A 22,591-nucleotide genomic window follows, 5' to 3' on the forward strand; every position below is an offset into this window, starting at 1 on the left:
CGCCACCTCGTCGCGGACTTGTTTCTTCTGCGCCGCGGTCATCGAGCCGGTGAGCAGGGCCACCCGGGTGGCCACCCCACCTTCGCTGTCCGCACCCCCGAGCTGACCGGCCATCGCCAAGGGGCCGAGCACGTCATTGATGGACCGGAGATGTTGGGCGGCAAGGACTTCCGTGGGTGCCAGCAGGGCGCACTGGTAACCGGCGTCCACCAATTGCAGCATCGCCAGCACCGCGATGATCGTCTTGCCCGAACCGACCTCACCCTGGAGCAGGCGGTTCATCGGCCGGGTGGCGGCGAGCTCCTTGGCGAGCACGTCGAGCACTTCGCGCTGCCCGTCGGTCAGCTCGAACGGCAAGCGCCGCAACAGTTCCGCGGACAAGCCGTCGGAGCGTGGCGGCGCCGGCGGCCCCGACTCCGACAGCTCGCTGTGCCGCCGGGTGACCAGCGCCCACTGCAGCCCCACTGCTTCGTCGAACGTCAGCCGCTCCCGCGCCCGCCGCCGCGCCGACACATCTTCGGCCAGGTGGATGTCGCGCAACGCGCGGTCCTCGGAGACCAGGCCGTGGCGGCTGCAAAGGTCGGCGGGCAACGGGTCGTCCACCGGATCCAGGACGTCGAGCACCTGGCGCACGCACCGGAAGACGTCCCAGCTCTGCACCTTCGTGGTCGCCGGATAGATCGGGAAGAAGGCGCGCTCGAACGCCGCCATCTGCACCTCACCGGTGGTGGCCTGCGAGGCGATCGCGATGTTCTTCAGCGAGCTGGTGCCGCGGTTCTTGCCGTCCGGGGAGTCGAGCACGAGGAAGGCCGGGTGCGTCAGTTGCATGACGTTCTTGTAGAACCCGACCTCCCCGGACAGCATCACCTTGGTGCCCTCGGTCAGGTCCTTCTTCAGATAGTTCGCGTTGAAGAACGTCGCGGTCACCTTGTTGCGGCCGGCGCCGAGGGTGATGCGGTGGCAGAGCTTTTTCGGGGTCTTCTTCATCGGCCACGTCTTGGTCTCGGTGATCGTGTCGACGATCGTGATGTGCTCGCCGGCCGGCGGGCGCTGATCGTCGGTGTCCCACCGGGTCGCGCCCTCGGTGTAGCTGCGCGGATAGTGGCGCAGCAGGTCGTCGACGGTGCGGATGCCCAACTCCTCGTCGAGCTGGTCGGCGGCCTTGGCGCCCACCACGAAGTCCAGCCGGTCGCCCAGCGACACCACGGCTACTCGACCCCGATCAACAGCGCGTCACCGCGGTGGCCCGTGCGGTAGGTGACCAGCTCGGTGCCGGGGTGATGGTCGTGCATGTGCTTTTGCAGGATGTCGCCGACGGCCGCGGCGTCGTCCTCCGATTCGACGCCGGCGCCGACCAGCACCGTCACCAGGTCCCCGCCGGAGGCCAGCAACAGGTCCAGCAGGCCGATGGCCGCCGCCACCGCGTCGGCCGCCACGATCAGCACCTCGTCGCCCGCGATGCCGAGCCCGTCGCCCGGCTGGCAGCGGCCGGCCCAGGTCAGCGCGCTTTCGGTCGCGATCCGCACGGACGCGTGCCGGGCCGCACCGGCGGCGCGGGCCATCGTGTAGCCGTCGTCCACCGCCTGCCGGCCGGTCTCGTGCACGGCCAGCGCCGCCAGCCCCTGCACCATCGACGCCGTCGGGATGGGCACCACGTCGATCCCCCAGCCGATGGCCGCGGTGCACCCCGCCACCAGCTCCTCGGCGGGCACGTAGCCGTTGGGCAGCACCATCACCTGCGCGGCGCCGGTGTCGATGACCGCCCGCATCAGCTGGTGCGCGCTGATGTTCACCGGGTCGGCCGGATCGCGCTGCAGCACGCAGGCGCCCTCCCCGCCGAAGAGCTCGGCGGCGCCGTCGCCGTCGACGACGGCCAGCACCGCCCGCTCCCGCGTCCAGCCCCCGGCCGGCAGGCCGGCGGCGCCGGAGCTCAGCGCCGAAATCACGATGCGGCTCAGCCGCCCCGCCCCGAGCCCCGCCTCGACCGCGGCGCCGGCGTCGTCGGTGTGCACGTGCACCGAGTACGTCCGCTCGGCCGACGTGGCGGCCGCGATGCCCACCGAATCGCCCAGCTCCCCGAGCCGGTCCCGCAGCGCGTCGGCCGCGGCCGCATCGCAGCCGTCCAACCGGTACATCACCTCGAATTGCGGCGCGGGCCGTTCGGCCGCGACGTCCGGCGCCGGCGACCGCGGCGACAGCTCGTACACGGTTCGGGCGGGCGCCTGACCGGTGACCGTGGTGCGCAGCGCGTCCAGCAGCACCAGCAGGCCCCGGCCGCCGGCGTCGACAGCGCCGGCGTCGGCCAGCACGTCGAGCTGCTCGGTCGTCTTCTCCAGGGCGACGACGGCCGCGTCACCGGCGGCGGTGATCGCCGGGGCGAGCCCCTCCCCGGCCTGGGCGCACTCCGCGACGGCGTCGGCCGCCGCCCGCAGCACCGAGACGATGGTCCCGGGGACCTCCTCCCCGCCCATCGAGGCGATGACCAGGTCCACGCCGCGCCGCAACGACGCCGCGAGGGTGGCGGCGTCGATGTGGGGCAGCTCACCGCCGGCTTCGGCCGCCGCGACGGCGGTGACGTCGGCGATCCCGCGCAGGATCTGGGACAGGATCACCCCGGAATTGCCGCGGGCGCCGTTCAGCGCGCCGGCCGACATCGCGGCCGCGGCCCGGGCGACGCAGGCCGAGCCGCCCTCGGTATTCACCCCCGCATTGGCCTCGGCCAGCGCCGAACGCATGGTGAACAGCATGTTGGCGCCGGTATCGGAGTCGGCGACGGGGAAGACGTTGAGCCGGTTGATCTCGTCGATGTGGGTGATGAGGTCGCCGACGGCGGTGTGCGCCCAGTCCCGCAAGGTGATCGCGTCGAGCAGACGTTCCGACGTTCCCAGAGTCAGCCACCTCCTCCACAACCAGGCACCCGGTGGGCGCCAGCGTAGCCCGGCGACTTGGGCGACGGCTGCCCGTGACCACCACCCGCCGGCGGGGCGATCCGGCCCATTGAGCCTAGCCAGACGGGGCGACAGCGGTGGTGATCGTTTTGGTGGTTGCCACGGGAGTCGGTATCCTGGTTGGGCCCGGGTCGGCCCGGGCTTTTCCGGCCCCGTGTCAGACCGCCGAGCCGGACCCCCGAGATTTGAGGAGCTTGAACAATGGCCGCTGTGTGCGACATCTGCGGGAAAGGCCCCGGCTTCGGCAAGTCGGTGTCGCACTCCCACCGCCGCACCAGCCGCCGGTGGGACCCCAACGTCCAGACCGTGCACGTTGTCACCCGCCCGGGCGGCAACAAGCAGCGCCTCAACGCCTGCACGTCCTGCATCAAGGCCGGCAAGGTCACGCGGGGCTAGTGGCGATCGCAAGCGCGGCATTGCCGCGCGCTGCGGGTCGCCACCATCGGGGCTAGTGGCGATCGCAAGCGCGGCATTGCCGCGCGCTGCGGGTCGCCACCATCGGGGCTAGTCCCGGCTACATCACGATGTGCCCGGCGTCGACGGGTATCGACACGCCCGTCACATAGCGGGCCCGGGGACCGACCAGCCACAGCACCGCCTCGGTCACGTCCTGCGCTTCGACCAGCGGCACGTCGGGCAGCAGCATCTGCGAGACGGCCGGGTTCGGGTTCTCCAGCATCCGGTTGACGACGAAGTCGTTGAGGATCATCGGCGTCATGACCCCGCTCGGGTGCACCGAGTTGACCCGAATCTTGTGCGGCGCGTAGGCGTTGGCCGCCGACCGCATCAATCCCACCACCCCGTGCTTGGACGCGGCGTAGGCGAACATGGCCGCGCTGCCGTCGCCGCCCCGGCCGGTCAGCCCCTGCGACGAGCTGATCAGCACGATCGACCCGCCCTGGCCCTTGCGGATGATCGAGGGCACCGTCGCCAGCAAGGTGTGCCACACGCCCTTGAGGTTGGTGTCGACGATCGTGTTGAACACCGGTTCCGAGTGGGCTTCGGGGTCACCGATGGCGACCACCCCGGCGTTGGCGACGACGATGTCCACCTCCCCGACGTCGTCGATTCCGCTTTGCACGGCGGCCTCCAATTGCGCCAGGTCGCGGACGTCGGCGACGACGGGCGCCACCCGGCGGCCCGCGGCTTCGACCAGCCGGGCGGTCTCGTCGAGGTCCGATTTGGTGCCCAGCGGGTAGGGAATCGCGTCGATGTCGGTGCAGATGTCCACGGCGATGATGTCGGCGCCCTGCTCGGCGAAGGCCACCGCGTGGCTGCGGCCCTGGCCGCGTGCCGCTCCGGTGATGACGGCGACCTTGTTGTCGAGTTCGCCCATGGCTACACCTCCAACTTCGTGCCGGTCTCTTGCTCGGCGAAGGCCACCAGGCGGGCGGCCGCGTCGTAATCGCACGCCACCGGCGACCGGCCGATCAGCACCGGGCCGCCGCGCAGCCCGAATCTCCCGGTGACCCCGACGTAGCTGCCGGGCGGCAACGGTTCGCTGATGCAGTACAGCGTGGGGGCCGCGCCCTCGTCGATGTCGTTGGCCAGCCGGTCGGCCACCACCTTGACCACCTTGTGGGCCACCGACATCAGCGGCGAGTCGCCGAGCTGCGACAGGTTCGACGCCACCCAGCCCGGGTGAGTGAGCTGGGTGACCACCGGCGACCCCGCCGCACGCAGCCTGCGGTCCAGCTCCAATCCCCACAGCATGACCGCGAGTTTCGACTGCGCGTAGGCGCCCAGCCGGGTCCACTTGTGCCGGCGCAGGTGCAGGTCGTCGAGGTGTAGCGTCGCCGACCGGTGCGCGTCGGAGCCGACGTTGATGATCTGTGAGCGCACCCTGGGCAGCAGCAGGTTGGTCAGGGCGAACGGGCCGAGCAGGTTGGTGCCCAGTGTCTTTTCGAATCCGTCGACCGTTTCGGTGCGGCGTTCGGTCAGGGCGCCGGCGTTGTTGATCAGGATGTCGACGTCGTCGTCGATCGAACTGGCGAAGGCGCGCACCGAGGACTGGTCGGCGAGGTCGACCCTGGCCACCGTCGTCTTGCCGCCCATCTCGGCGGCGCGTTGCTCGCCCAGCTCGGTGTTGCGCACCGCCAGGATCACGTGCGCGCCGGCCTTGGCCAACGCGCGGGCGGTCCCGAGCCCGACGCCGTTGGTCGCTCCGGTCACGACGACTCGCTTGCCGGTCAGGTTGCCGAGCCGGCTCGGCGTCCAAGGTAGGGTCACGGCGATCAAGAGTAATGGTCGGTTCTATGTAAATTCGACCGGTTCTGCCACCATTGTTCGCGGAAGCGGCGGAACAGGGTGCGACGGGTGGTCCACATGAGTGACAGCGCAACAGAAATCACCAACCTGATCTACACCTACGCCGAGCTTCTCGATGGTGGCGATCTGGACGGGGTCGCCCGGCTCTTCGCGCATGGCCGCATCTGCGGCGTGGAGAACGGACCACCGGAGACGGTGTTCGCCGGCGCCGCCCGGGTGCGCGAGATGTACGAGATGGCCACGCGCATCTACGAAGACGGGACGCCCAAGACCAAGCACAACACCACCAACGTGCAACTGCACATCGATGAGGCCGCGGGGACCGCCCGCAGCACGTCGTACTACTCCGTCACCCAGGCAACCCCCGACCTCCCGCTGCAGGTGATCGTGACCGGGCACTACAAGGACACGTTCCACCGGGTGGAGGGCGCCTGGCGGTTCGACAGCCGCACCATGTTCGTCGACCAGGTCGGCGATGTCAGCCAGCATTTGAAGTTCTGAGCGCATGGACGGCCCGTTCGACCTGCCCGCCGTGCTGGCGAGCGCCCAGCGCAAGGAGGCGCTCACCGACTGGGGGCCAGGCGAATTCGAAGGGCCGCTGCGGGTGTTGCTCGACGACTACGCGGCCGCCGACCTCAATGCCGTTGGCGTGCACATCCTGCGCTCGGGCATCGTGCACAGCCTGCGCATGCGGCTACGCGCCCAGGAGTGGATACGCCGCCACCCGGAGATCCTCGACGAGCGGGTCGCCCCGCCGATCGTGGTGGTCGGGATGATGCGCAGCGGCACCACCCTGCTACAGCGGCTGCTGGCCGCCGACCCGCGCTTCGTCTGCGCCTACGGCTGGGAGGTCGTTGAGGTGGCGCCCCGGCTGGACTATCGGTTCACCGGCGTGGATCCGCGGATCGCCATCAGCGAAGCGCGGGAGGCGAAGTCGCGCGAGCTGGCACCGGAATTGTTCGCCATCCATCCGATGTACGCGCGGGAGGCCGAGGAGGAGATCGTCTTTCTGGCCGACGCGTTCCTGTCCCACGTACCCGAATCCGGTGCGCACCTTCCCCATTACCGATCGTGGCTCGACACGCAGGACTTCACCCCCGCCTACGACCACCTGTACCGCATGCTGCAGTTCGTGCAGTGGCAGAAGCGTCGGCGCGGGCTGCACGGCCAGCGCTGGGTGCTCAAATCGCCGGCGCACCTGGGCTATCTGGATTTACTGCGCGCGCGGTTCCCCGGTCTACACATCGTGCACATGCATCGCGATCCGCGAACCACCATCGCGTCGGGGGCCAGCCTGAATGCCACGCTGCACGCGATGCACGCCGACGTCGTCGATGGGCACCGGGTGGGCGCGCAGTGGCTGGAGCGGATGGGCTGGACCAACGACCGCGCGATGGCGACACGCGACGGCTGGTCCGATGACGAAAACCGGGTCACCGACATCGGCTTCGACGACGCGGTCGCCGACCCGATCGGTCAGGTCGCCCGCGTCTATGACGCCGTCGGGGTTCCGCTGACGGCCGAGGCGGAGGGTGCGATGCGGCGCTGGCTGGCCGGGCGTCCCCGCGAGGCGGCGCGCCCGCCCTACGACCTGCCGGCCTACGGGCTGCGCCCAGAGCAGGTCGACGAACGATTCACCTTGTATCACAAGCGCTTTGGACAGTACATCGAAGGAGCAGCGCATGCCTGATGACCCCGTCGCGACAGCATCGCAGCACGAACAGGAATTGGCCGCGCTCGAGCTGACCGAGCACCCGGTCGTCAAGGCCGCCTACCAATCGGTGGCCGAGACCTGGCTGGGCCGGGCCAAGGCGTCGGAGGCGATGCGGGAGCGGTTCGACGACGCGTTCGCCGAGGTGATGTTCTCGGCGGCGGTGTGGTCGTCCAACCAGGACAAGCTGCGGCCCAAGGTCAGCTGCATCACCCGGCTCGCGCACCCCGTCGACGGCCGGCGCATCCCCGGATCACGTTGGGGCATCGACAATCCCGACAGCGTGTACCGGGTGATCCCGATCTCCGGCGACGAACGCTACGAAATCCACGGCCGGGTCGGCAAGCATCGGATGACCGAGAACTACTTCACGCTCTGGGATGCGCACATGGGCACTGTCGACGTGCTCAACGGGCGCACCATGCGGGTCGACTCCGACGGCAGCTTCACCATCACCGTGGACGCCGATCCCGCGGGCGGGCGGCCCAACCACGTGCAAACCACGGCCGCGGCGCACGAGTTCTACATCCGCGACGTGCTGCTGGACTGGGGCCGGGACGACCCCAATCACCTAGAGGTGCAACGGCTCGGCGGGCCGCCGGCTTCCGCGGCGCGCACTCTCGACGAGCAGGCCGAGGCCACCGCGGCGATGATGGACTACTTCGCCAACTTCACCGGCAAGCTCAGCCACGGCGTGTACAAGATGCCCCCCAACCATTTCGACCTGGCCTGGTCGGCGGACAAGGTCGGCGCGATGCGCAACCAGGTCTATGTGATGGGTCGCTTCGATCTCGCGCCCGACGAGGCGTTCGTGGTCGACCTCAACGACGGTGGCGCCGAATATTTCACGGTGCCGCTGAGCAACATCTGGGGCACCACGCTGGACATCCTCGACCGCACCGGCAGCCTCAATAAGGCGCAGTCGTTGGCCAACGAGGACGGCAGCTACACCTACGTGATCGCGCCGACCGATCCGGGCGTGGCCAACTGGATCGACTCCGACGGCCTGCGCGAGGGCATCCTGACCCTGCGCATGGCCGAATTCGGCGAGGCGGGCCCTCGCGAAGACCTCGGCGCGCGCGGGCGGGTGGTCAAGCTGGACCGGCTCGACGCCGAGGTGGGCCACCTGCCCCGGGTCAGCCCGCGGGAGCGGGCCGCGCAACTCGCCGACCGGCGCGCCGGGTATCTGCGGCGCCTCCCGGAAGGGTCGGCCTGAGATGGCGCGCTGGCTCATCACCGGATGCTCGACCGGCTTCGGTCGCGAAATCGCCCGCGCCGCTTTGGCAGCGGGTCACAGCGCGGTGGTGACCGCCCGCCGCGCCGACTCGGTGCGCGACTTCACCGACGAGTTCGGTGACCGGGCGCTCGCCGTCGCGCTCGACGTGACGGACCCCGGACAGATCGCGGCGGCAGTGTCGGCGGCCGAAGCGGCGTTCGGCGGCATCGACGTCCTGGTCAACAACGCCGGCCACGGCTATTTGTCCGCCGTCGAGGAGGGCGAGGACGCCGAGGTCCGACAGCTGTTCGAGGTCAACTACTTCGGCGCGGTCAACATGATCAAGGCGGTGCTGCCGGCGATGCGCGCCCGCCGCTCCGGGCACATCATCAACATGTCCTCGATGACCGGTCTGGTCGCCAACCCGCCCAACGCTTACTACTCGTCGACGAAGTTCGCGTTGGAGGCGATCACCGAGGCGCTCGCCACCGAGGTGCGGCCGCTGGGGATCAAGGTGACCGCCATCGAGCCGGGCGCCTTCCGCACCGACTGGGCGACCCGATCGATGAAGGAGTCGGGCACACCGATCGCCGATTATGTCGACGTGGCCGCGCGCAAGGACCTGATCAAGCAGTTCGCCGATCATCTTCCCGGTGATCCGAAGAAGGTCGCCGAGGCGGTGTTGATGGTGACCACGCTCGACGAGCCGCCACTGCGGCTGCTGCTGGGCCGTGACGTGCTCAAGGCCATGCGCGACAAGCTCGCCGCGCTGTCATCGTCGATCGAAGAGTGGAAGTCCGTCACCAAGGACGTCAACTTCCCGGGGCCGTGAGGTCACGGCGCGCGACTGTGTGGCCTATGTACACATTTTCGAGAGTTTGCATGCATAGGCCCCACACTCGCCGTCACTCGCAAGCTCACTCGTCGAGGAAAACGGCGCGCCGGTCCACGGGGTCACGGGCGATGTGCAGGTTGTTGGGGGAAAGTCGGGGTCAGAGTAGCCGATCGGCCCCACAATATGACCACAGAAACGACAGTGACACAGGGGAGTACAGATTACCCACGAACCTGAAAACAGGCCCGCCTAGTCCCCGACGACGATGACCGTCTTGCCGGGTCGATGGCCCGGGCGCCGGCCGCTTTCGAACGCCTCGCGGCCCCGCTCGAGCCGGAAAGTCTCGGCGATGTCGACCCGCAACCGTCCGTCGTCGACCAGCGCGGCGAGTTTGCTCAGCTGGTCACGGTCCGGGACGACGATGAAAAAGATTGCCGTGACGCCGTATTCGTCGGCCTTGCCCGGCGGGGGTGGCGCCGACAGGGTGACCAGCCGCCCGCCACGGCTCAACACGGGAAACGACCGGTCCAACGTCTCACCGCCGACGGTGTCGATCACGACGTCGTAGCGGGCGTCGTCGAATGTCTCGGTGCGGACGTCGATCACCCGGGCGGCCCCATACCCGCGGACGAGGTCGCCGGTGTCGCTGTGCACGGTCGCGGTGACGCGCGCGCCCAGCATCGCGGCGAGCTGAACCGTCAACGCGCCCACGCCGCCTGCGCCGCCGTGCACCAGCACGTTCTCGCCGGCCCGCACGTCCGCGTGGTCGACGAGCGCCTGCAGGGCGGTCAGGCCGGCCAGCGGCAGCGCGGCGGCGACGACGTGCGACACCGTCGACGGCTTGGTGGCGAGATCGGTCGCGGGCACGCAGACGAATTCGGCCGCGGCGCCGTCGCGGTCGAACGGCACCAGGCCGTACACCTCGTCGCCGGGCGCGAAATCCCCCACGCCCGCGGCCACCTCGCGAACGACGCCGGAGACTTCGTGCGACGGGATCACCGGCGTGCGGCTGACACCGTCTCGGGTCCAGGTCTCGTCCCAGGTCAACTCGTCGAACGTGATGGCCGCGGCACGAACGGCCAGCAGAACTTCGCCCGCGGCGGGAACCGGCACGGGCACCCGCTCGACCACCAACTGCTCCGGCCCACCCCGATGGTGAGCCCGCAACGCCGTCATCTCGGTCACGGCAGCCGCCAATCGATGGGGTCGGCACCCATGCCCGTCAACAGTTCGTTGGCGCGGCTGAACGGGCGCGACCCGAAGAACCCCCGAGAGGCGGACAGCGGTGACGGATGCGGCGACTCGATGGCCACGCAATTCCCCTCGGCCAGAATCGGTTTGAGGGTGGAAGCGTCGCGCCCCCACAGGATCGCCACCAGCGGCTGCGGGCGCGCGGTCAGCGCGCGGATAGCACACTCGGTCACCGCTTCCCAGCCCTTGCCCCGGTGCGAGGCCGGATTGCTCGGCCGCACGGTGAGCACCCTGTTCAGCAGCATCACCCCGCGCTGGGCCCAGGGCGTGAGGTCACCGCACGAGGGCTGCGGATGACCGAGGTCGGCGCAGTATTCGTCGAAGATGTTGGCCAGGCTGCGCGGTAGCGGACGCACATCGGGGGCCACCGAAAAGCTCAGTCCCACTGCGTGTCCCGGGGTCGGGTACGGGTCTTGCCCGACGATCAGCACGCGGACGTCGTCGAACGGAAAGGTGAAGGCGCGCAACACATTCTGACCGGCGGGCAGGTATTTGCGTCCGGCGGCGATCTCCGCCCGCAGGAACTGACCCATGGCGGCCACCTGATCCGCCACCGGTTCCAGCGCGGCGGCCCAGCCCTGCTCGACGAGTTCGGTCAACGGCCGCGCCGTCATCGCCGGTCCTTTCGTAGCATCGACGCTCATCGCGCCACCCTAACCGTCATATGACTGCCAGCCCGCGTAGCCGGTCCACGGTTGCCCGTCGACGAGCACGTCGGCCTCGCCCTCGAGTACCCGCCCGATGATTCGCCACCCGGCCGGCGCCGGCCCGGCGAAGCAGGCCACCAGGGCGTGGTCTTCACCGCCGCCCAACACCCACGACCACGGATCGGCGCCCACCACGGCGCCCGCGGCGGCCAGCGCGTCGTGGTCGGCGGCCAGCGCCGCCGTCGACAGATCCACCGCCACGCCGGACGCCTCGGCGACGTGGCGGAGGTCGGCGACCAGGCCGTCGGAGACGTCGATCATCGCCTGCGCTCCCCCGGCGGCCGCCGCCACACCCTGACCGTAGGGCGGCTGGGGCACCAGATGCCGCCGGCGCAGCGCGTCGAAACCCTCAATCCCCTTGCCGAACAACGCAAGGCCGGCCGCCGAGCGGCCCAGCTCGCCGGCGACCGCGATCACCGAGCCCGCCTTGGCTCCGGACCGCAGCACCGGCGCGCGGCCATCGAGGTCACCCAGCACCGTCACGGAGACCACCCACTGCGGGCAGCTGACGAGGTCGCCGCCGGCGATGCCCGCGCCGATGCGGTGCGCCTCGTCCCACATCCCGCCGACCAGCGCGTCGACGTCCGCGGTCGGCGTGTCACCGGGGGCGCCGAAGGCGACCACGAAGGCCGTGGGCCGCGCACCCATCGCCTCGATGTCCGCGGCGTTCTGGGCGATTGCTTTGCGGCCGACGTCGTGCGGGGTCGACCAGTCCAGCCGAAAGTGCCGGTCCTGCACCAGCATGTCGGTCGACACCGCGACGCGGCCGTCCCTGGCTTGGATCACGGCCGCGTCGTCGCCCGGCCCGACCGCCACCGCGGCCGGCTGCCGGCGGCCGCGCACCAGGCGATCGATGACCGCGAACTCACCGAGCTGCTGCAGTGTGGAATTCGATCCGTCGTCGACCACGCCACCTCCTCCGGCGCGTCCCCGCCCGGTGCGGGCCACTATCGGAGCCGCCGACCTGCGGTAAGTTGGGTTACTGCCCGCGCGAGCGGCCCGCGCCAGTCTAGATCCCCGGCACGATGCGGACCGCTCGCGGCCCGAGATAGGAGGTGCGCGGGCGGTGACGACCGACCCCGATACCCGCCCCGCCGTCGACGAGGGGCCGCCGCCCGCGCTGATCATCGCCGCGGTCGCCCTGGCCGTCGCCGCGATCGGGGTGATCCTGGTGATCGCGGCCAACCGCGAGGCGCCGCCGCAACCGGTCGCCGTGCCCGCGGCTCCGGCGCCCCAGGCCGACAGCGCCGCGTGCCGGGCGCTGGCCGGGGCGCTGCCGCAGCGGCTCGGTGACTATCAACGCGCGCCCGTGGCGCAGCCGGCGCCGCAGGGTGTCACCGCGTGGCGGGCCGGACCGGACAGCGAGCCCGTGGTGCTGCGCTGCGGTCTCGACCGGCCCGCCGAGTTCGTGGTGGGCTCGCCGATCCAGATCGTCGACCGGGTGCAGTGGTTCGAGGTGCATGCCGAACAACAGTCCGCCGGTGACGCCGGCAGGTCGACCTGGTACACGGTGGACCGGCCGGTGTACGTGGCGCTCACGCTGCCGTCGGGATCGGGCCCGACGCCGATCCAGCAACTCTCGGAGCTGATCGACCGCACAATAGCGGCCGTGCCCATCAACCCGGCGCCGGCGGCCGGTTAGCGCAAACCCACGCCCCGGGCCAACGCCGTTTCCACCATGGTCGCAAGCAGGGTGGGATAGTCCACGCCGCTGGCCGCCCACATCCTCGGGTACATCGAGATCGTGGTGAACCCGGGCATCGTATTGATTTCGTTGAGCACGGGTCCGTCGTCGGTGAGGAAGAAGTCGACCCGGGCCAGCCCTTGACAGTCGATGGCCTTGAACGCCCGCACCGCCAAATGCCTTATGGCATCGGCAATGTCGTCGTCCACCTTGGCCGGCACGTCCAATTCGGCTGCATCGTCAAGGTATTTGGTGGCGAAGTCGTAGAACGAATCCTCGCGTCCCCGCACCCCCGCCACGCGAATCTCACCCACCGTGCTGGCTTCGACTGTGCCGTCCGGCATTTCGAGCACGCCGCACTCCAGCTCGCGGCCGGGGATCGCCGCCTCCACAATCACCTTCGGGTCGTGCCGGCGCGCGGCCGCGACGGCGGCGGGCAGGTCATCCCAGCTCGCCACCCGGGTGACCCCGATCGAGGAGCCACCCCGCGCGGGTTTGACGAACACCGGCAGACCGAGCCGCTCGCGCTCCTCGGGCTGCAGCGTCGACCGCGACGGGCGCAGCACCGCGTACGCGCCGACCGGCAACCCTTCGGCGGCGAACAGCTTCTTGGTGAACTCCTTGTCCATGCCCGCCGCGCTGGCCAGCACGCCGGCCCCGACGTAGGGCACACCGGCCAGTTCGAGCAGGCCCTGGAGCGTGCCGTCCTCCCCGTACGGCCCGTGCAGCACCGGAAACACCACATCGACGGACGCCAGGACCTCGCCGGCGCCTGGCGACAGGGCGACCAGTTGGCCGCCGCGGCGCGGATCCGCCGGCAGGGCCAGTTCGGTGCCGGACTGCGCGGTCACCTCGGGCAGCTGCCGGTTGCTGATTGCCAGCGTGTCCGGGTCGCCGTCGGTGAGCACCCACGATCCCTCCGGGGTGATGCCGATCGCCAGCACGTCGAACCGCTCGGGGTCGAGGTTGCGCAGGATGCTGCCCGCGGACACGCACGAGATGGCGTGCTCGTTGCTGCGCCCGCCGAAGACGACGGCGACGCGCACGCGCTTTCCGCTGGCACTCACAACCTAAAGAGGCTACCGGTTGCGCGGCGTTCGGGCCGGGCGGCGCCGCTGGCTGCGGTTTCGATGGACGCGGCGGTCACTCGGGCTTGGTCCGGCGGCCGAGCAGCAGTGCCATCGCCTCGTCCACGGACAGCCCCTTCTGGCAGACCCGGTGCACGGCGTCGGTGAGCGGCATCTCGACGTCGTAACTGGATGCGAGCGCCAGCACCGACTCGCAGGACGTCACGCCCTCGACGACGTGGCCGCCGCCGGCCTGCATGGCCGACTCCATCGTTCCGCCGCGGCCCAGGCGTTCGCCGAAGGACCGGTTGCGCGACTGCGGCGACGTGCACGTCGCGACCAGGTCGCCCACCCCGGCCAGCCCGGCGAGCGTGGCGCCCTTGGCGCCGAGCGCGATCCCCAACCGGATGATCTCGGCCAGACCCCGGGTGATGATCGCCGCCGCGGTGTTCTCCCCCAGTCCGACGCCGGCCGCCATGCCGCACGCGAGCGCGATGACGTTCTTGCACGCCCCGCCGATCTCGGCGCCGACGACATCACTGTTGGTGTAGGGGCGGAAGTACCCGGTGTTGAGCATGCGCTGCAGGGCGACGGCGCGACCGGAGTCGCTGCACGCGACGACGGTGGCGGCGGGCTGGCATTCGGCGATCTCGCTGGCCAGGTTGGGCCCCGACACCACCGCGACCTGGTCCGGGTCCACCCCGGTCACCGACACGACGACCTGACTCATCCGCATCAGGGTGCCCAGCTCGATGCCCTTGGCCAGGCTGACCAGGGTCGCACCGTCGGCCAGCAGCGGCGCCCAGCCTTCGAGGTTGGCGCGCATCGTCTGCGCGGGCACCCCCAACAGCACGGTCGAGGCGCCGGCGAGCGCCTCCGCCGCGTAGGTGGTCGCGCGGATGCCCGCCGGCAGCACGGTGCCGGGCAGATAGTCCGGGTTGGACCGGGTGGTGTTGATCTGGTCGGCGACGTCAGACCGGCGCGCCCACAGCGTGACCTCGGATTCCGGTTCCCCGGCCTCGACGAGCACCTTGGCCAGCGCCGTGCCCCAAGCCCCGGCGCCCATGACCGCGACGGCGCCCTTCGAGCCGGTCATCCACCACCCCCGTCTGTCCTCTCAGCGTGTTGCAGCCGCTACACCCTAGATCAGCGGGTGTCACGCGAGCTAGCGCGTCCGCCCTCGGCGGTCGCTGGCAGGATGAGATCTCATGAGCGGCACACGAGCCGACGAAGCGGGTAAGGACGTTGCCCTGATCGTCGCCGTCAAGCGGTTGGCCGCGGCCAAGACCCGGCTGGCCCCGGTTTTCTCGGCGCGCACCAGGGAGAGCGTGGTCCTCGCCATGCTGATCGACACCCTGACCGCGGCGGGGCGCGTTGCGGCGCTGGGCTCCATCACCGTCGTCACGCCCGACGAGGCGGCGGCCGCGGCGGCAACGGAGCTGGGGGCCGAGGTGCTGGCCGACCCGACGCCCGAGGGGCACGGCGACCCGCTGAACAACGCCATCGCCACCGCGGAACGTGCGGTGGGCGGATTCTTCCCGAACATCGTTGTGCTGCAAGGTGATTTGCCCGCACTGCAGACGCAGGAGCTGGCCGAGGCGATCGCCGCGGCGCGGCAGCACCGCCGCAGCTTCGTCGCCGACCGGCTGGCGACGGGAACCGCCGCGTTGTTCGCGTTCGGCGCCGAACTCGATCCGCGGTTCGGCGCCGATTCGTCGGCGCGGCATCGACGTTCGGGGGCCATCGAGCTGACCGGCGCGTGGCCGGGCCTGCGCTGCGACGTCGACACCCCCGATGACCTCGCCGCCGCGCGCCGCCTCGGGGTGGGCGCGGCGACCGCCCGGGCCCTCGCCCAGCAATGACATCGACCGGGACGCGGCGAAGCTGTCCTCGCGGTGAACGTCATCCCAACGGCGAATGGATGTCCGTCGAGCGCTAGCAGCATCGGCGAGTGATGAGCAATGATCGCAGGGTGACTGAAACCGAAGCTGAGGCGCGCCCCGACCAGAACTCGTGGCATCAAGGCGACTCGGCCGTGGCAGCGCCGCCCGCCGCGACGCCGTCCGCCATCACCGACCTGCCGGAGGACCGCTACCTCAACCGCGAGCTGAGCTGGCTGGACTTCAACGCGCGCGTGCTGGCGCTGGCCGCCGACAACTCGTTGCCGTTGTTGGAGCGGGCCAAGTTTCTGGCGATCTTCGCGTCCAACCTCGACGAGTTCTACATGGTGCGCGTCGCCGGCCTCAAGCGCCGCGACGAGATGGGGCTGTCGGTTCGATCGGCCGACGGACTCACGCCGCGCGAGCAACTCGCCCTGATCGGTGAGCAGACGCAACGGATCGCGACCCGGCACGCGCGGGTCTTCCTCGATTCGGTGCGCCCGGCGCTGGCCGAGGAAGGCATACATATAGTCACGTGGGCCGATTTGGATCAGGCTGAGCGCGACGAACTGTCGACCTACTTCCACGAACAAGTCTTCCCCGTTCTCACCCCGCTCGCCGTCGATCCCGCTCACCCCTTCCCGTTCGTGAGCGGGTTGAGCCTGAACCTGGCGGTGATGGTGCGCCAACCCGACGAGGGCGGGCAGCATTTCGCGCGGGTGAAGGTGCCCAACAACGTGGACCGCTTCGTCGAACTGCGCGGCCCCGGACATCCGGACGACGGCGAGGGACCCGCCATAATCCGCTACCTGCCAATGGAAGAGCTGATCGCGGCCTTCCTGCCGGTGCTCTTCCCGGGCATGGAGATCGTTCAGCATCACGCGTTCCGCATCACCCGCAACGCAGACTACGAGGTCGAAGAGGACCGCGACGAAGACCTCCTGCAGGCGCTGGAGCGGGAGTTGGCGCGCAGGCGGTTCGGGTCGCCGGTGCGACTCGAGGTCGCCAACGACATGACCGAGAGCATGCTGGAATTGCTGCTCCGCGAGCTCGACGTGAATCCGAGTGATGTCATCGAGGTCCCCGGTCTGCTGGACCTGTCGTCGCTGTGGCAGGTTTACAGCGTCGACCGGCCGGCGCTCAAAGATCCGGCGTTCGTCCCCGCCACCAGCCCCGCCTTCGTCGACCGCGAGACGCCGAGGAGCATTTTCGCGACGCTGCGCGAAGGCGATGTGCTGCTTCATCATCCGTACGAGTCGTTCTCGACCAGCGTGCAGCGATTCATCGAGCAGGCCGCCGCCGACCCGAATGTGCTGGCGATCAAGCAGACGCTGTACCGCACAAGCGGTGATTCGCCGATCGTCCGGGCGCTCATCAACGCCGCCGAGGCCGGCAAGCAAGTGGTTGCGCTCGTGGAGATCAAGGCGCGTTTCGACGAGCAGGCCAACATCCGCTGGGCGCGCGAGCTGGAGCAGGCGGGCGTGCATGTCGTCTACGGATACGTCGGACTCAAGACACACTGCAAGACCTGCCTCGTGGTCCGCCGCGAGGGTTCCACGATCCGGCGCTACTGCCACATCGGCACCGGCAACTACAACGGCAAGACAGCGCGACTGTACGAGGACGTCGGGCTGCTGACCGCGTCTCCCGAGATCGGGGCCGACCTGACCGACCTGTTCAATTCGCTGACCGGCTACTCGCGCAAGGTCTCCTACCGCAACCTTCTGGTCGCCCCGCACGGCATTCGCACCGGCATCATCGATCGTGTGGAGCGTGAGATCGCCGCCCACCGCGAACACGGCGGCGGCCGGATCCGGCTCAAGATGAACGCCCTCGTCGACGAGCAGGTCATCGACGCGCTGTATCGCGCGTCGATGGCGGACGTGCGGGTGGAGGTGGTGGTGCGCGGCATCTGCGCGCTGCGGCCCGGGGCCGAGGGATTCTCGGAGAACATCGCGGTCCGCTCGATTCTCGGTCGCTTCCTGGAGCATTCGCGCATCATGCATTTCAATCGCATCAACGAGTTCTGGATCGGCAGCGCCGACATGATGCACCGCAACCTCGACCGCCGCGTCGAGGCGTTGGTTCAGGTGAAAGATCCGCGGTTGACCTCATACCTGGACGACTTGTTCGAATCGGCGCTCGACCCCGCCACCCGCTGCTGGGAGCTGGGGCCCGACGGGCAGTGGACCGCGTCGCCGCAGGAGGGCCACACCGTGCGCGATCACCAAGTGTCGTTGATGGAGCGGCACCGCAGTCAATAACCCTCCGCGTGGTGATTTACGGTTGTCTCCGGCCGCACCGCGAACGTGCGGCCGACCCCGGACCGAATTGACCTGCAGGAGTTGAGTTGCCGACCAAGAGCTCGCGTTCGGGAAGCCGGATCGTGTACGCCGCCGGAGCCGTGTTGTGGCGGCCGACCGATTCGTCCAACCCCGGCCTCGAGGTCGCGGTGATCCACCGCCCGCGCTACGACGACTGGTCGCTGCCCAAGGGCAAGGTCGACCCGGGCGAGACGGCGCCCGTCGCCGCGGTGCGGGAGGTGTGCGAGGAGACCGGACACGGCGCGATCCTGGGCAGGCGCCTCGACATGGTGAGCTACCCGATCGAGGCGGGGGTCAAAAAGGTTTACTACTGGGCGGCGCGCAGCACCGGCGGTGACTTCACCCCCGGCAACGAGGTCGACGAATTGGTATGGCTGCCGGTCTCCGACGCGCTGAAGAAACTCAGCTACTCTCACGATCGAAAGATGTTGCGCCACTTCACCAAAGTCCCCGCAGACACGAAAACCGTGCTGGTGGTCCGGCACGCCACGGCCGGCCGGAAATCGCGCTTCAAGGGCGACGACACCCAGCGGCCGTTGGACAAACGGGGGCGCGCACAGGCCGAGGCACTGGTGCCGCAACTGCTTGCCTTCGGCGCCACCGACGTCTACGCGGCCGACCGGCTGCGCTGCCACCAGACGGTGGAGCCGCTCGCGGAGGAGTTGGGTGTGCCGGTACACAACGAGCCCGCCCTCACCGAAGAGGCCTACGCCAAGAACCCCAAACGCGGCCGGCGCCGCGTGCTCGCCATCGCGGAGCAGCAAGGCACACCGGTCATTTGCACGCAGGGCAAGGTGATCCCCGATTTGATCGCGTGGTGGTGCGAACGGGACGGGGTGCGTCCCGACAAGTCACGCAACCACAAGGGCAGCACCTGGGTGCTCTCGCTCGCGGGCGGCCGGCTGGTGTCGGCCGACCACATCGGTGGGGCCCTGGCCGCCAACGTGCGGGCGTAACACGCGAATACCCTTCGGGTGCATCGCTGCCCCCCGAAGGGTATTCGCGTCTAGAACTCGACCGATGCCTCAGCGGCGACCGCGACGCGCGGTGGCCTTCTTGGCGGGAGCCTTCTTGGCGGCGGTCTTCTTGGCCGGGGCCTTGGTTGCGGCCTTCTTGGCCGGAGCCTTCTTCGCCACGACCTTCTTCGCCGCGGTCTTCTTGGCCGGGGCCTTGGTTGCGGCCTTCTTGGCCGGAGCCTTGGTCGCGGCCTTCTTCGCCGGAGCCTTCTTGGCGGGAGCCTTCTTCGCTGCGGCCTTCTTGGCGGGCGCCTTCTTGGCCGCCGCCTTCTTCGCCGGAGCTTTCTTGGCGGCCGTCTTCTTCGCCGCGCCGCTTGCCACTACACCACGCTTCACTGCAGGTCCTTCCGACGGGAGACGCTGTGCCCCAGACACAACCGCTTTGAATTGAGCACCGGGCCGGAACGCCGGCACGGAAGTCGGCTTGACTTTCACCGTCTCGCCGGTGCGCGGGTTGCGGGCCACCCGGGCCGCGCGGCGCCGCTGCTCGAATACACCGAACCCGGTGATGGTGACGCTGTCGCCCTTGTGCACCGCGCGCACAATGGTGTCGACGACGTTCTCGACGGCGGCGGTTGCCTGCCGGCGGTCGGTGTCCAATTTCTGAGTGAGCACATCTATGAGCTCTGCCTTATTCATCCAATCCCTCCGACGCTAGTGGTCCTCTGTTTGAACCGACTAGTGCACACGGTAAACCCTCACCCAGCAAATTTCCAAGAGCCACGCGCAATTTCAGGGTCGGACAATCGCAGATTTTCGCAATCCGGTTGCCGCGCTTGACCGGTGGGGGACTGGAATTCGGCCCGGTTTAGTTAGGTGAGCGAGAAGAAATTCCGGTCGTCTCGACCGTTCAGGAGGCAGGCAGAGTGCGCGGTTTCCACTGCGGGTACCCGGCCTCGTATGACTCGATTTTGTCGAGTTTCCGCAGCGTAAGGGCTATATCGTCGAGCCCTTCGAGCAGGCGCCAGGCGGTGTGGTCGTCAATCTTGAACGGCAGCACCGTCGTTCCCGCGGTGATATTTCGATCTTGAAGATTGGCAGTGATTTCCAGCCCCGGACTCTGTTCGATCAGCTTCCAAAGTAGTTCCACGCCATCTTGCGAAACTTCGGCCGCCAGGAGCCCCGCCTTGCCGGCGTTGCCCCGGAAGATGTCACCGAATCGAGACGAGATGACCACCCGGAACCCGTAGTCCATCAGGGCCCACACCGCATGCTCGCGCGACGAGCCGGTCCCGAAATCGGGTCCAGCGACCAGGACTGACCCCCGGTCAAAGGGGCTGAGGTTGAGGATGAATGAGGGATCGGACCGCCAGCTGGCGAACAGTCCATCCTCGAAACCGGTTCGGGTGACCCGCTTCAAATACACCGCCGGAATGATCTGATCGGTGTCGACATTGGACCGCCGCAACGGCACACCGATGCCGGTGTGCGTGTGAAATGCTTCCATGCTCTTGCCTTCTTCTCGGAATGGATCAGTTCAAATCGGCCGGGGCGGACAATGTGCCGCGAACCGCCGTCGCGGCGGCGACGGCCGGAGAAACCAGATGCGTACGGCCGCCTTTCCCCTGGCGCCCTTCGAAGTTGCGGTTGGACGTCGCCGCGCACCGCTCCCCCGGCGACAACTGGTCCGGGTTCATCCCCAGACACATCGAGCAGCCCGCCTGGCGCCATTCGGCGCCCGCGGCGGTGAAAACCTCGCCCAGCCCTTCGGCTTCGGCCTGCGCACGCACCCGCATGGATCCGGGCACCACGAGCATCCTTACCCCGGGCGCCAGCTTGCGGCCGCGCAGCACGTCGGCGACCACCCGTAGGTCTTCGATACGACCGTTGGTACAAGAGCCCACGAACACGGTGTCGACCGCGATCTCGCGCATCGGGGTGCCGGGGCGAAGGTCCATGTAGGCCAACGCCTTCTCGGCGGCCTGCCGCTCCGCGTCGCCGGTCATCAGCTCCGGGTCGGGGACGGCCGCGGCCAGCGGCACGCCTTGCCCCGGATTGGTTCCCCAGGTCACGAACGGGCTCAACGACGTTGCGTCGAGGTGGACCTCGGTGTCGAAGACCGCGCCGGGATCGGTGTGCAGCTGCTGCCAATAGCGCATCGCCGCGTCCCATTGCTCGCCCTGGGGAGCGTGCGGCTTGTCGCGCAGAAATTCGAAGGTGGTGGCGTCCGGCGCCACCATGCCCGCCCGGGCACCGGCCTCGATGCTCATGTTGCAGATCGTCATCCGGGCTTCCATCGACAGCGATTCGATGGCGCTGCCGCGGTATTCGATGACGTGGCCCTGCCCGCCGCCGGTGCCTATCTTGGCGATCAGCGCGAGAATGATGTCCTTGGCCGTCACACCCGCGGGCAGTTCGCCGTCGACATTGACCGCCATTGTCTTGAACGGCCGCAGCGGCAACGTCTGGGTGGCCAGCACATGCTCGACCTCCGACGTGCCGATGCCCATCGCCAACGCCCCGAAGGCACCGTGCGTCGACGTGTGACTATCACCACAGACGACCGTCATTCCGGGTTGGGTGAGACCTAATTGCGGCCCGACGACATGCACGATGCCCTGCTCGATATTGCCCATCGGGTAAAGGCGCACGCCGAATTCGGCGCAGTTTCGGCGCAACGTCTCGACCTGGGTGCGTGACACCGGGTCGGCGATCGGCTTGTCGATGTCGACGGTGGGCACGTTGTGATCCTCGGTGGCCAGCGTCAGGTCGGGGCGTCGCACCGGCCGGCCGGCCAGGCGCAGACCGTCGAACGCCTGCGGGCTGGTGACCTCGTGCACCAGATGCAGATCGATATAGATCAGGTCGGGCGCGTCAGCGTCCCCTTTATCCACAACGTGGTCGTCCCAGACCTTTTCGGCCAGGGTGCGCGGCTTGCCGGATCCCATTTGAAATCTCGCCTCTATTCCTGGTGCGCGGCTCGCCGATCCACCACGGGCTGTGATCTCAGAATGCGAGACGCTAATATCTTCTTGTGAGACAGTCTAGCGGCATCGGCGTCCTCGACAAAGCCGTGGGTATCCTGCACACGATCGCCGAATCCCCCTGCGGACTGGCCGAACTGTGTGAACGGACCGGATTACCCCGGGCCACCGCGTATCGACTGGCCGCCGCCCTCGAAATCCATCGCCTGCTCGCCCGCGACGACGAAGGACGCTGGCTACTGGGTCCGGCCGTCACCGAGCTCGCCGCCCACGTCAACGATCCGCTGCTGGCCGCCAGCGCCGGCGTGCTGCCGTTGTTGCGCGAGACCACGGGTGAGAGCGTGCAGCTGTACCGCCGCGAAGGCACCACGCGGGTCTGTGTGGCCGCCCTGGAACCCGCTGCGGGCCTTCGCGATACCGTGCCGGTCGGGGCGCGACTGCCGATGACGGCGGGCTCGGGCGCCAAAGTGCTGCTGGCCCACAGCGACGCGGCGACGCAGAAGGCGGTGCTGCCGACGGCGAAGTTCACCGAGCGCACGCTTGCCGAAGTGCGGCGCCGCGGCTGGGCGCAAAGCGTGGCCGAGCGAGAGCCCGGAGTCGCGAGCGTGTCGGTTCCCGTGCGCGATGGCCGCGGCGCGGTCATCGCCGCCATCTCCGTATCGGGACCCGTCGACCGTATCGGCCGCCGACCCGGCGCGCGCTGGGCCGCCGATCTGTTGTCGGCGGCCGAAGCGCTCACTCGCCGGCTGTAGAACATCGG

Annotated in this window: 22 protein-coding genes; 10 read left to right on the forward strand and 12 right to left on the reverse strand. The window is 69.2% G+C overall.

Going from position 1 to position 22,591, the window contains the following annotated elements; translation table 11 throughout:
- Both A5681_RS15585 and A5681_RS15590 read right to left on the reverse strand, forming a co-directional pair.
- The coding region (locus tag A5681_RS15585) for a DEAD/DEAH box helicase (RefSeq protein ID WP_156738002.1) at positions 1-1,206 on the reverse strand (1,206 nt) is incomplete at its 3' end.
- 2 nt (positions 1,207-1,208) lie between these two features.
- Positions 1,209-2,888 (reverse strand): DAK2 domain-containing protein, encoded by a 1,680-nt coding sequence (locus A5681_RS15590; RefSeq protein ID WP_067276519.1) that lies wholly within the window; start codon positions 2,886-2,888, stop codon positions 1,209-1,211.
- Between the two features lie 261 nt (positions 2,889-3,149).
- Between A5681_RS15590 and rpmB the strand changes: the two genes are divergently transcribed.
- Positions 3,150-3,344 (forward strand): 50S ribosomal protein L28, encoded by a 195-nt coding sequence (gene rpmB, locus A5681_RS15595; RefSeq protein ID WP_067276408.1) that lies wholly within the window; start codon positions 3,150-3,152, stop codon positions 3,342-3,344.
- Between the two features lie 118 nt (positions 3,345-3,462).
- Here the strand turns inward: rpmB and A5681_RS15600 are convergent, their stop codons facing one another.
- Both A5681_RS15600 and A5681_RS15605 read right to left on the reverse strand, forming a co-directional pair.
- Complete coding sequence (locus A5681_RS15600) at positions 3,463-4,284, reverse strand: mycofactocin-coupled SDR family oxidoreductase (protein WP_067276410.1); 822 nt, start codon at positions 4,282-4,284, stop codon at positions 3,463-3,465.
- A 2-nt stretch (positions 4,285-4,286) separates the two neighbouring features.
- Positions 4,287-5,177 carry an SDR family NAD(P)-dependent oxidoreductase gene (locus tag A5681_RS15605; RefSeq protein ID WP_067276522.1) on the reverse strand — a complete coding sequence of 297 codons (891 nt, stop codon included), beginning with the start codon at positions 5,175-5,177 and terminating at the stop codon, positions 4,287-4,289.
- A 96-nt stretch (positions 5,178-5,273) separates the two neighbouring features.
- Between A5681_RS15605 and A5681_RS15610 the strand changes: the two genes are divergently transcribed.
- From A5681_RS15610 to A5681_RS15625, 4 genes are read left to right on the forward strand one after another with little or no spacing between them, the layout of a single operon-like run.
- Positions 5,274-5,717, forward strand: coding sequence for a nuclear transport factor 2 family protein (locus tag A5681_RS15610; RefSeq protein WP_067276525.1), 444 nt, complete (start codon positions 5,274-5,276; stop codon positions 5,715-5,717).
- A 4-nt stretch (positions 5,718-5,721) separates the two neighbouring features.
- Positions 5,722-6,906: a sulfotransferase family protein gene (locus tag A5681_RS15615; protein ID WP_067276412.1), complete on the forward strand. Its 1,185-nt coding sequence runs from the start codon at positions 5,722-5,724 to the stop codon at positions 6,904-6,906.
- Positions 6,899-8,143 (forward strand): DUF1214 domain-containing protein, encoded by a 1,245-nt coding sequence (locus A5681_RS15620; RefSeq protein WP_067276414.1) that lies wholly within the window; start codon positions 6,899-6,901, stop codon positions 8,141-8,143. Before A5681_RS15615 ends, A5681_RS15620 begins: the two co-directional genes overlap by 8 nt.
- Before the next feature lies 1 nt (position 8,144).
- The gene (locus A5681_RS15625; protein WP_067276417.1) at positions 8,145-8,975 is read left to right on the forward strand and encodes an oxidoreductase; all 831 of its coding nucleotides are present in this window, start codon (positions 8,145-8,147) and stop codon (positions 8,973-8,975) included.
- A 252-nt stretch (positions 8,976-9,227) separates the two neighbouring features.
- On the opposite strand, the gene A5681_RS15630 is transcribed toward A5681_RS15625, so the two are convergent.
- The 3 genes from A5681_RS15630 to A5681_RS15640 are packed head-to-tail and all read right to left on the reverse strand — an operon-like array spanning position 9,228 to position 11,845.
- The gene (locus tag A5681_RS15630) at positions 9,228-10,154 is read right to left on the reverse strand and encodes an NADP-dependent oxidoreductase (protein WP_067276528.1); all 927 of its coding nucleotides are present in this window, start codon (positions 10,152-10,154) and stop codon (positions 9,228-9,230) included.
- 5 nt (positions 10,155-10,159) lie between these two features.
- On the reverse strand, positions 10,160-10,843 hold the full coding sequence (locus A5681_RS15635) for a uracil-DNA glycosylase (RefSeq protein ID WP_067276419.1): 684 nt from the start codon (positions 10,841-10,843) through the stop codon (positions 10,160-10,162).
- Positions 10,844-10,882: 39 nt separating this feature from the next.
- Positions 10,883-11,845 carry a thiamine-phosphate kinase gene (locus A5681_RS15640; RefSeq protein WP_067276422.1) on the reverse strand — a complete coding sequence of 321 codons (963 nt, stop codon included), beginning with the start codon at positions 11,843-11,845 and terminating at the stop codon, positions 10,883-10,885.
- A gap of 157 nt (positions 11,846-12,002) precedes the next feature.
- On the opposite strand from A5681_RS15640, the gene A5681_RS15645 reads away from it, so the two are divergent.
- On the forward strand, positions 12,003-12,578 hold the full coding sequence (locus A5681_RS15645) for a DUF3515 domain-containing protein (protein ID WP_067276425.1): 576 nt from the start codon (positions 12,003-12,005) through the stop codon (positions 12,576-12,578).
- On the opposite strand, the gene A5681_RS15650 is transcribed toward A5681_RS15645, so the two are convergent.
- Both A5681_RS15650 and A5681_RS15655 read right to left on the reverse strand, forming a co-directional pair.
- Positions 12,575-13,687 carry a D-alanine--D-alanine ligase family protein gene (locus tag A5681_RS15650; protein ID WP_067276428.1) on the reverse strand — a complete coding sequence of 371 codons (1,113 nt, stop codon included), beginning with the start codon at positions 13,685-13,687 and terminating at the stop codon, positions 12,575-12,577. The genes A5681_RS15645 and A5681_RS15650 overlap by 4 nt on opposite strands.
- 76 nt (positions 13,688-13,763) lie before the next feature.
- Positions 13,764-14,783, reverse strand: a complete 1,020-nt coding sequence (locus A5681_RS15655; RefSeq protein WP_067276432.1) for an NAD(P)H-dependent glycerol-3-phosphate dehydrogenase — start codon at positions 14,781-14,783, stop codon at positions 13,764-13,766.
- Between the two features lie 112 nt (positions 14,784-14,895).
- On the opposite strand from A5681_RS15655, the gene cofC reads away from it, so the two are divergent.
- The 3 genes from cofC (at position 14,896) to A5681_RS15670 (ending at position 18,847) form a co-directional block, all read left to right on the forward strand.
- Positions 14,896-15,549 carry a 2-phospho-L-lactate guanylyltransferase gene (cofC, locus tag A5681_RS15660; protein WP_067276435.1) on the forward strand — a complete coding sequence of 218 codons (654 nt, stop codon included), beginning with the start codon at positions 14,896-14,898 and terminating at the stop codon, positions 15,547-15,549.
- Between the two features lie 89 nt (positions 15,550-15,638).
- Positions 15,639-17,831, forward strand: coding sequence for an RNA degradosome polyphosphate kinase (locus A5681_RS15665; protein ID WP_067276438.1), 2,193 nt, complete (start codon positions 15,639-15,641; stop codon positions 17,829-17,831).
- An 86-nt stretch (positions 17,832-17,917) separates the two neighbouring features.
- Positions 17,918-18,847: an NUDIX hydrolase gene (locus tag A5681_RS15670; protein ID WP_067276442.1), complete on the forward strand. Its 930-nt coding sequence runs from the start codon at positions 17,918-17,920 to the stop codon at positions 18,845-18,847.
- 69 nt (positions 18,848-18,916) lie between these two features.
- On the opposite strand, the gene A5681_RS15675 is transcribed toward A5681_RS15670, so the two are convergent.
- The 3 genes from A5681_RS15675 to leuC all read right to left on the reverse strand — a co-directional run bounded on the left by A5681_RS15675 (position 18,917) and on the right by leuC (position 21,795).
- A complete protein-coding gene (locus A5681_RS15675; RefSeq protein WP_067276458.1) occupies positions 18,917-19,546 on the reverse strand; it encodes an HU family DNA-binding protein in 630 nt (209 codons plus the stop codon).
- A gap of 211 nt (positions 19,547-19,757) precedes the next feature.
- Positions 19,758-20,354 carry a 3-isopropylmalate dehydratase small subunit gene (leuD, locus tag A5681_RS15680; RefSeq protein ID WP_067276462.1) on the reverse strand — a complete coding sequence of 199 codons (597 nt, stop codon included), beginning with the start codon at positions 20,352-20,354 and terminating at the stop codon, positions 19,758-19,760.
- Positions 20,355-20,379: 25 nt separating this feature from the next.
- Positions 20,380-21,795: a 3-isopropylmalate dehydratase large subunit gene (leuC, locus tag A5681_RS15685; protein ID WP_067276464.1), complete on the reverse strand. Its 1,416-nt coding sequence runs from the start codon at positions 21,793-21,795 to the stop codon at positions 20,380-20,382.
- An 86-nt stretch (positions 21,796-21,881) separates the two neighbouring features.
- Here leuC and A5681_RS15690 point away from each other — a divergent pair, with 86 nt between their 5' ends.
- Positions 21,882-22,583 (forward strand): IclR family transcriptional regulator, encoded by a 702-nt coding sequence (locus A5681_RS15690; protein WP_067276467.1) that lies wholly within the window; start codon positions 21,882-21,884, stop codon positions 22,581-22,583.
- The last annotated feature ends 8 nt before the right edge of the window (positions 22,584-22,591 follow it).

Source organism: Mycobacterium scrofulaceum, assembly GCF_001667885.1.
Lineage (GTDB): Bacteria > Actinomycetota > Actinomycetes > Mycobacteriales > Mycobacteriaceae > Mycobacterium > Mycobacterium scrofulaceum_C.

Bases quoted from the DNA above. Each gene is read 5' to 3' on its own strand.
- A5681_RS15630 (WP_067276528.1), bottom strand. From the start codon at position 10,154: ATGACGGCGTTGCGGGCTCACCATCGGGGTGGGCCGGAGCAGTTGGTG.
- cofC (WP_067276435.1), top strand. From the start codon at position 14,896: ATGAGCGGCACACGAGCCGACGAAGCGGGTAAGGACGTTGCCCTGATC.
- A5681_RS15675 (WP_067276458.1), bottom strand. From the start codon at position 19,546: ATGAATAAGGCAGAGCTCATAGATGTGCTCACTCAGAAATTGGACACC.
- A5681_RS15635 (WP_067276419.1), bottom strand. From the start codon at position 10,843: ATGACGGCGCGGCCGTTGACCGAACTCGTCGAGCAGGGCTGGGCCGCC.
- A5681_RS15610 (WP_067276525.1), top strand. From the start codon at position 5,274: ATGAGTGACAGCGCAACAGAAATCACCAACCTGATCTACACCTACGCC.
- A5681_RS15620 (WP_067276414.1), top strand. From the start codon at position 6,899: ATGCCTGATGACCCCGTCGCGACAGCATCGCAGCACGAACAGGAATTG.
- A5681_RS15655 (WP_067276432.1), bottom strand. From the start codon at position 14,783: ATGACCGGCTCGAAGGGCGCCGTCGCGGTCATGGGCGCCGGGGCTTGG.
- leuD (WP_067276462.1), bottom strand. From the start codon at position 20,354: ATGGAAGCATTTCACACGCACACCGGCATCGGTGTGCCGTTGCGGCGG.
- rpmB (WP_067276408.1), top strand. From the start codon at position 3,150: ATGGCCGCTGTGTGCGACATCTGCGGGAAAGGCCCCGGCTTCGGCAAG.
- A5681_RS15615 (WP_067276412.1), top strand. From the start codon at position 5,722: ATGGACGGCCCGTTCGACCTGCCCGCCGTGCTGGCGAGCGCCCAGCGC.
- A5681_RS15600 (WP_067276410.1), bottom strand. From the start codon at position 4,284: ATGGGCGAACTCGACAACAAGGTCGCCGTCATCACCGGAGCGGCACGC.
- A5681_RS15625 (WP_067276417.1), top strand. From the start codon at position 8,145: ATGGCGCGCTGGCTCATCACCGGATGCTCGACCGGCTTCGGTCGCGAA.
- leuC (WP_067276464.1), bottom strand. From the start codon at position 21,795: ATGGGATCCGGCAAGCCGCGCACCCTGGCCGAAAAGGTCTGGGACGAC.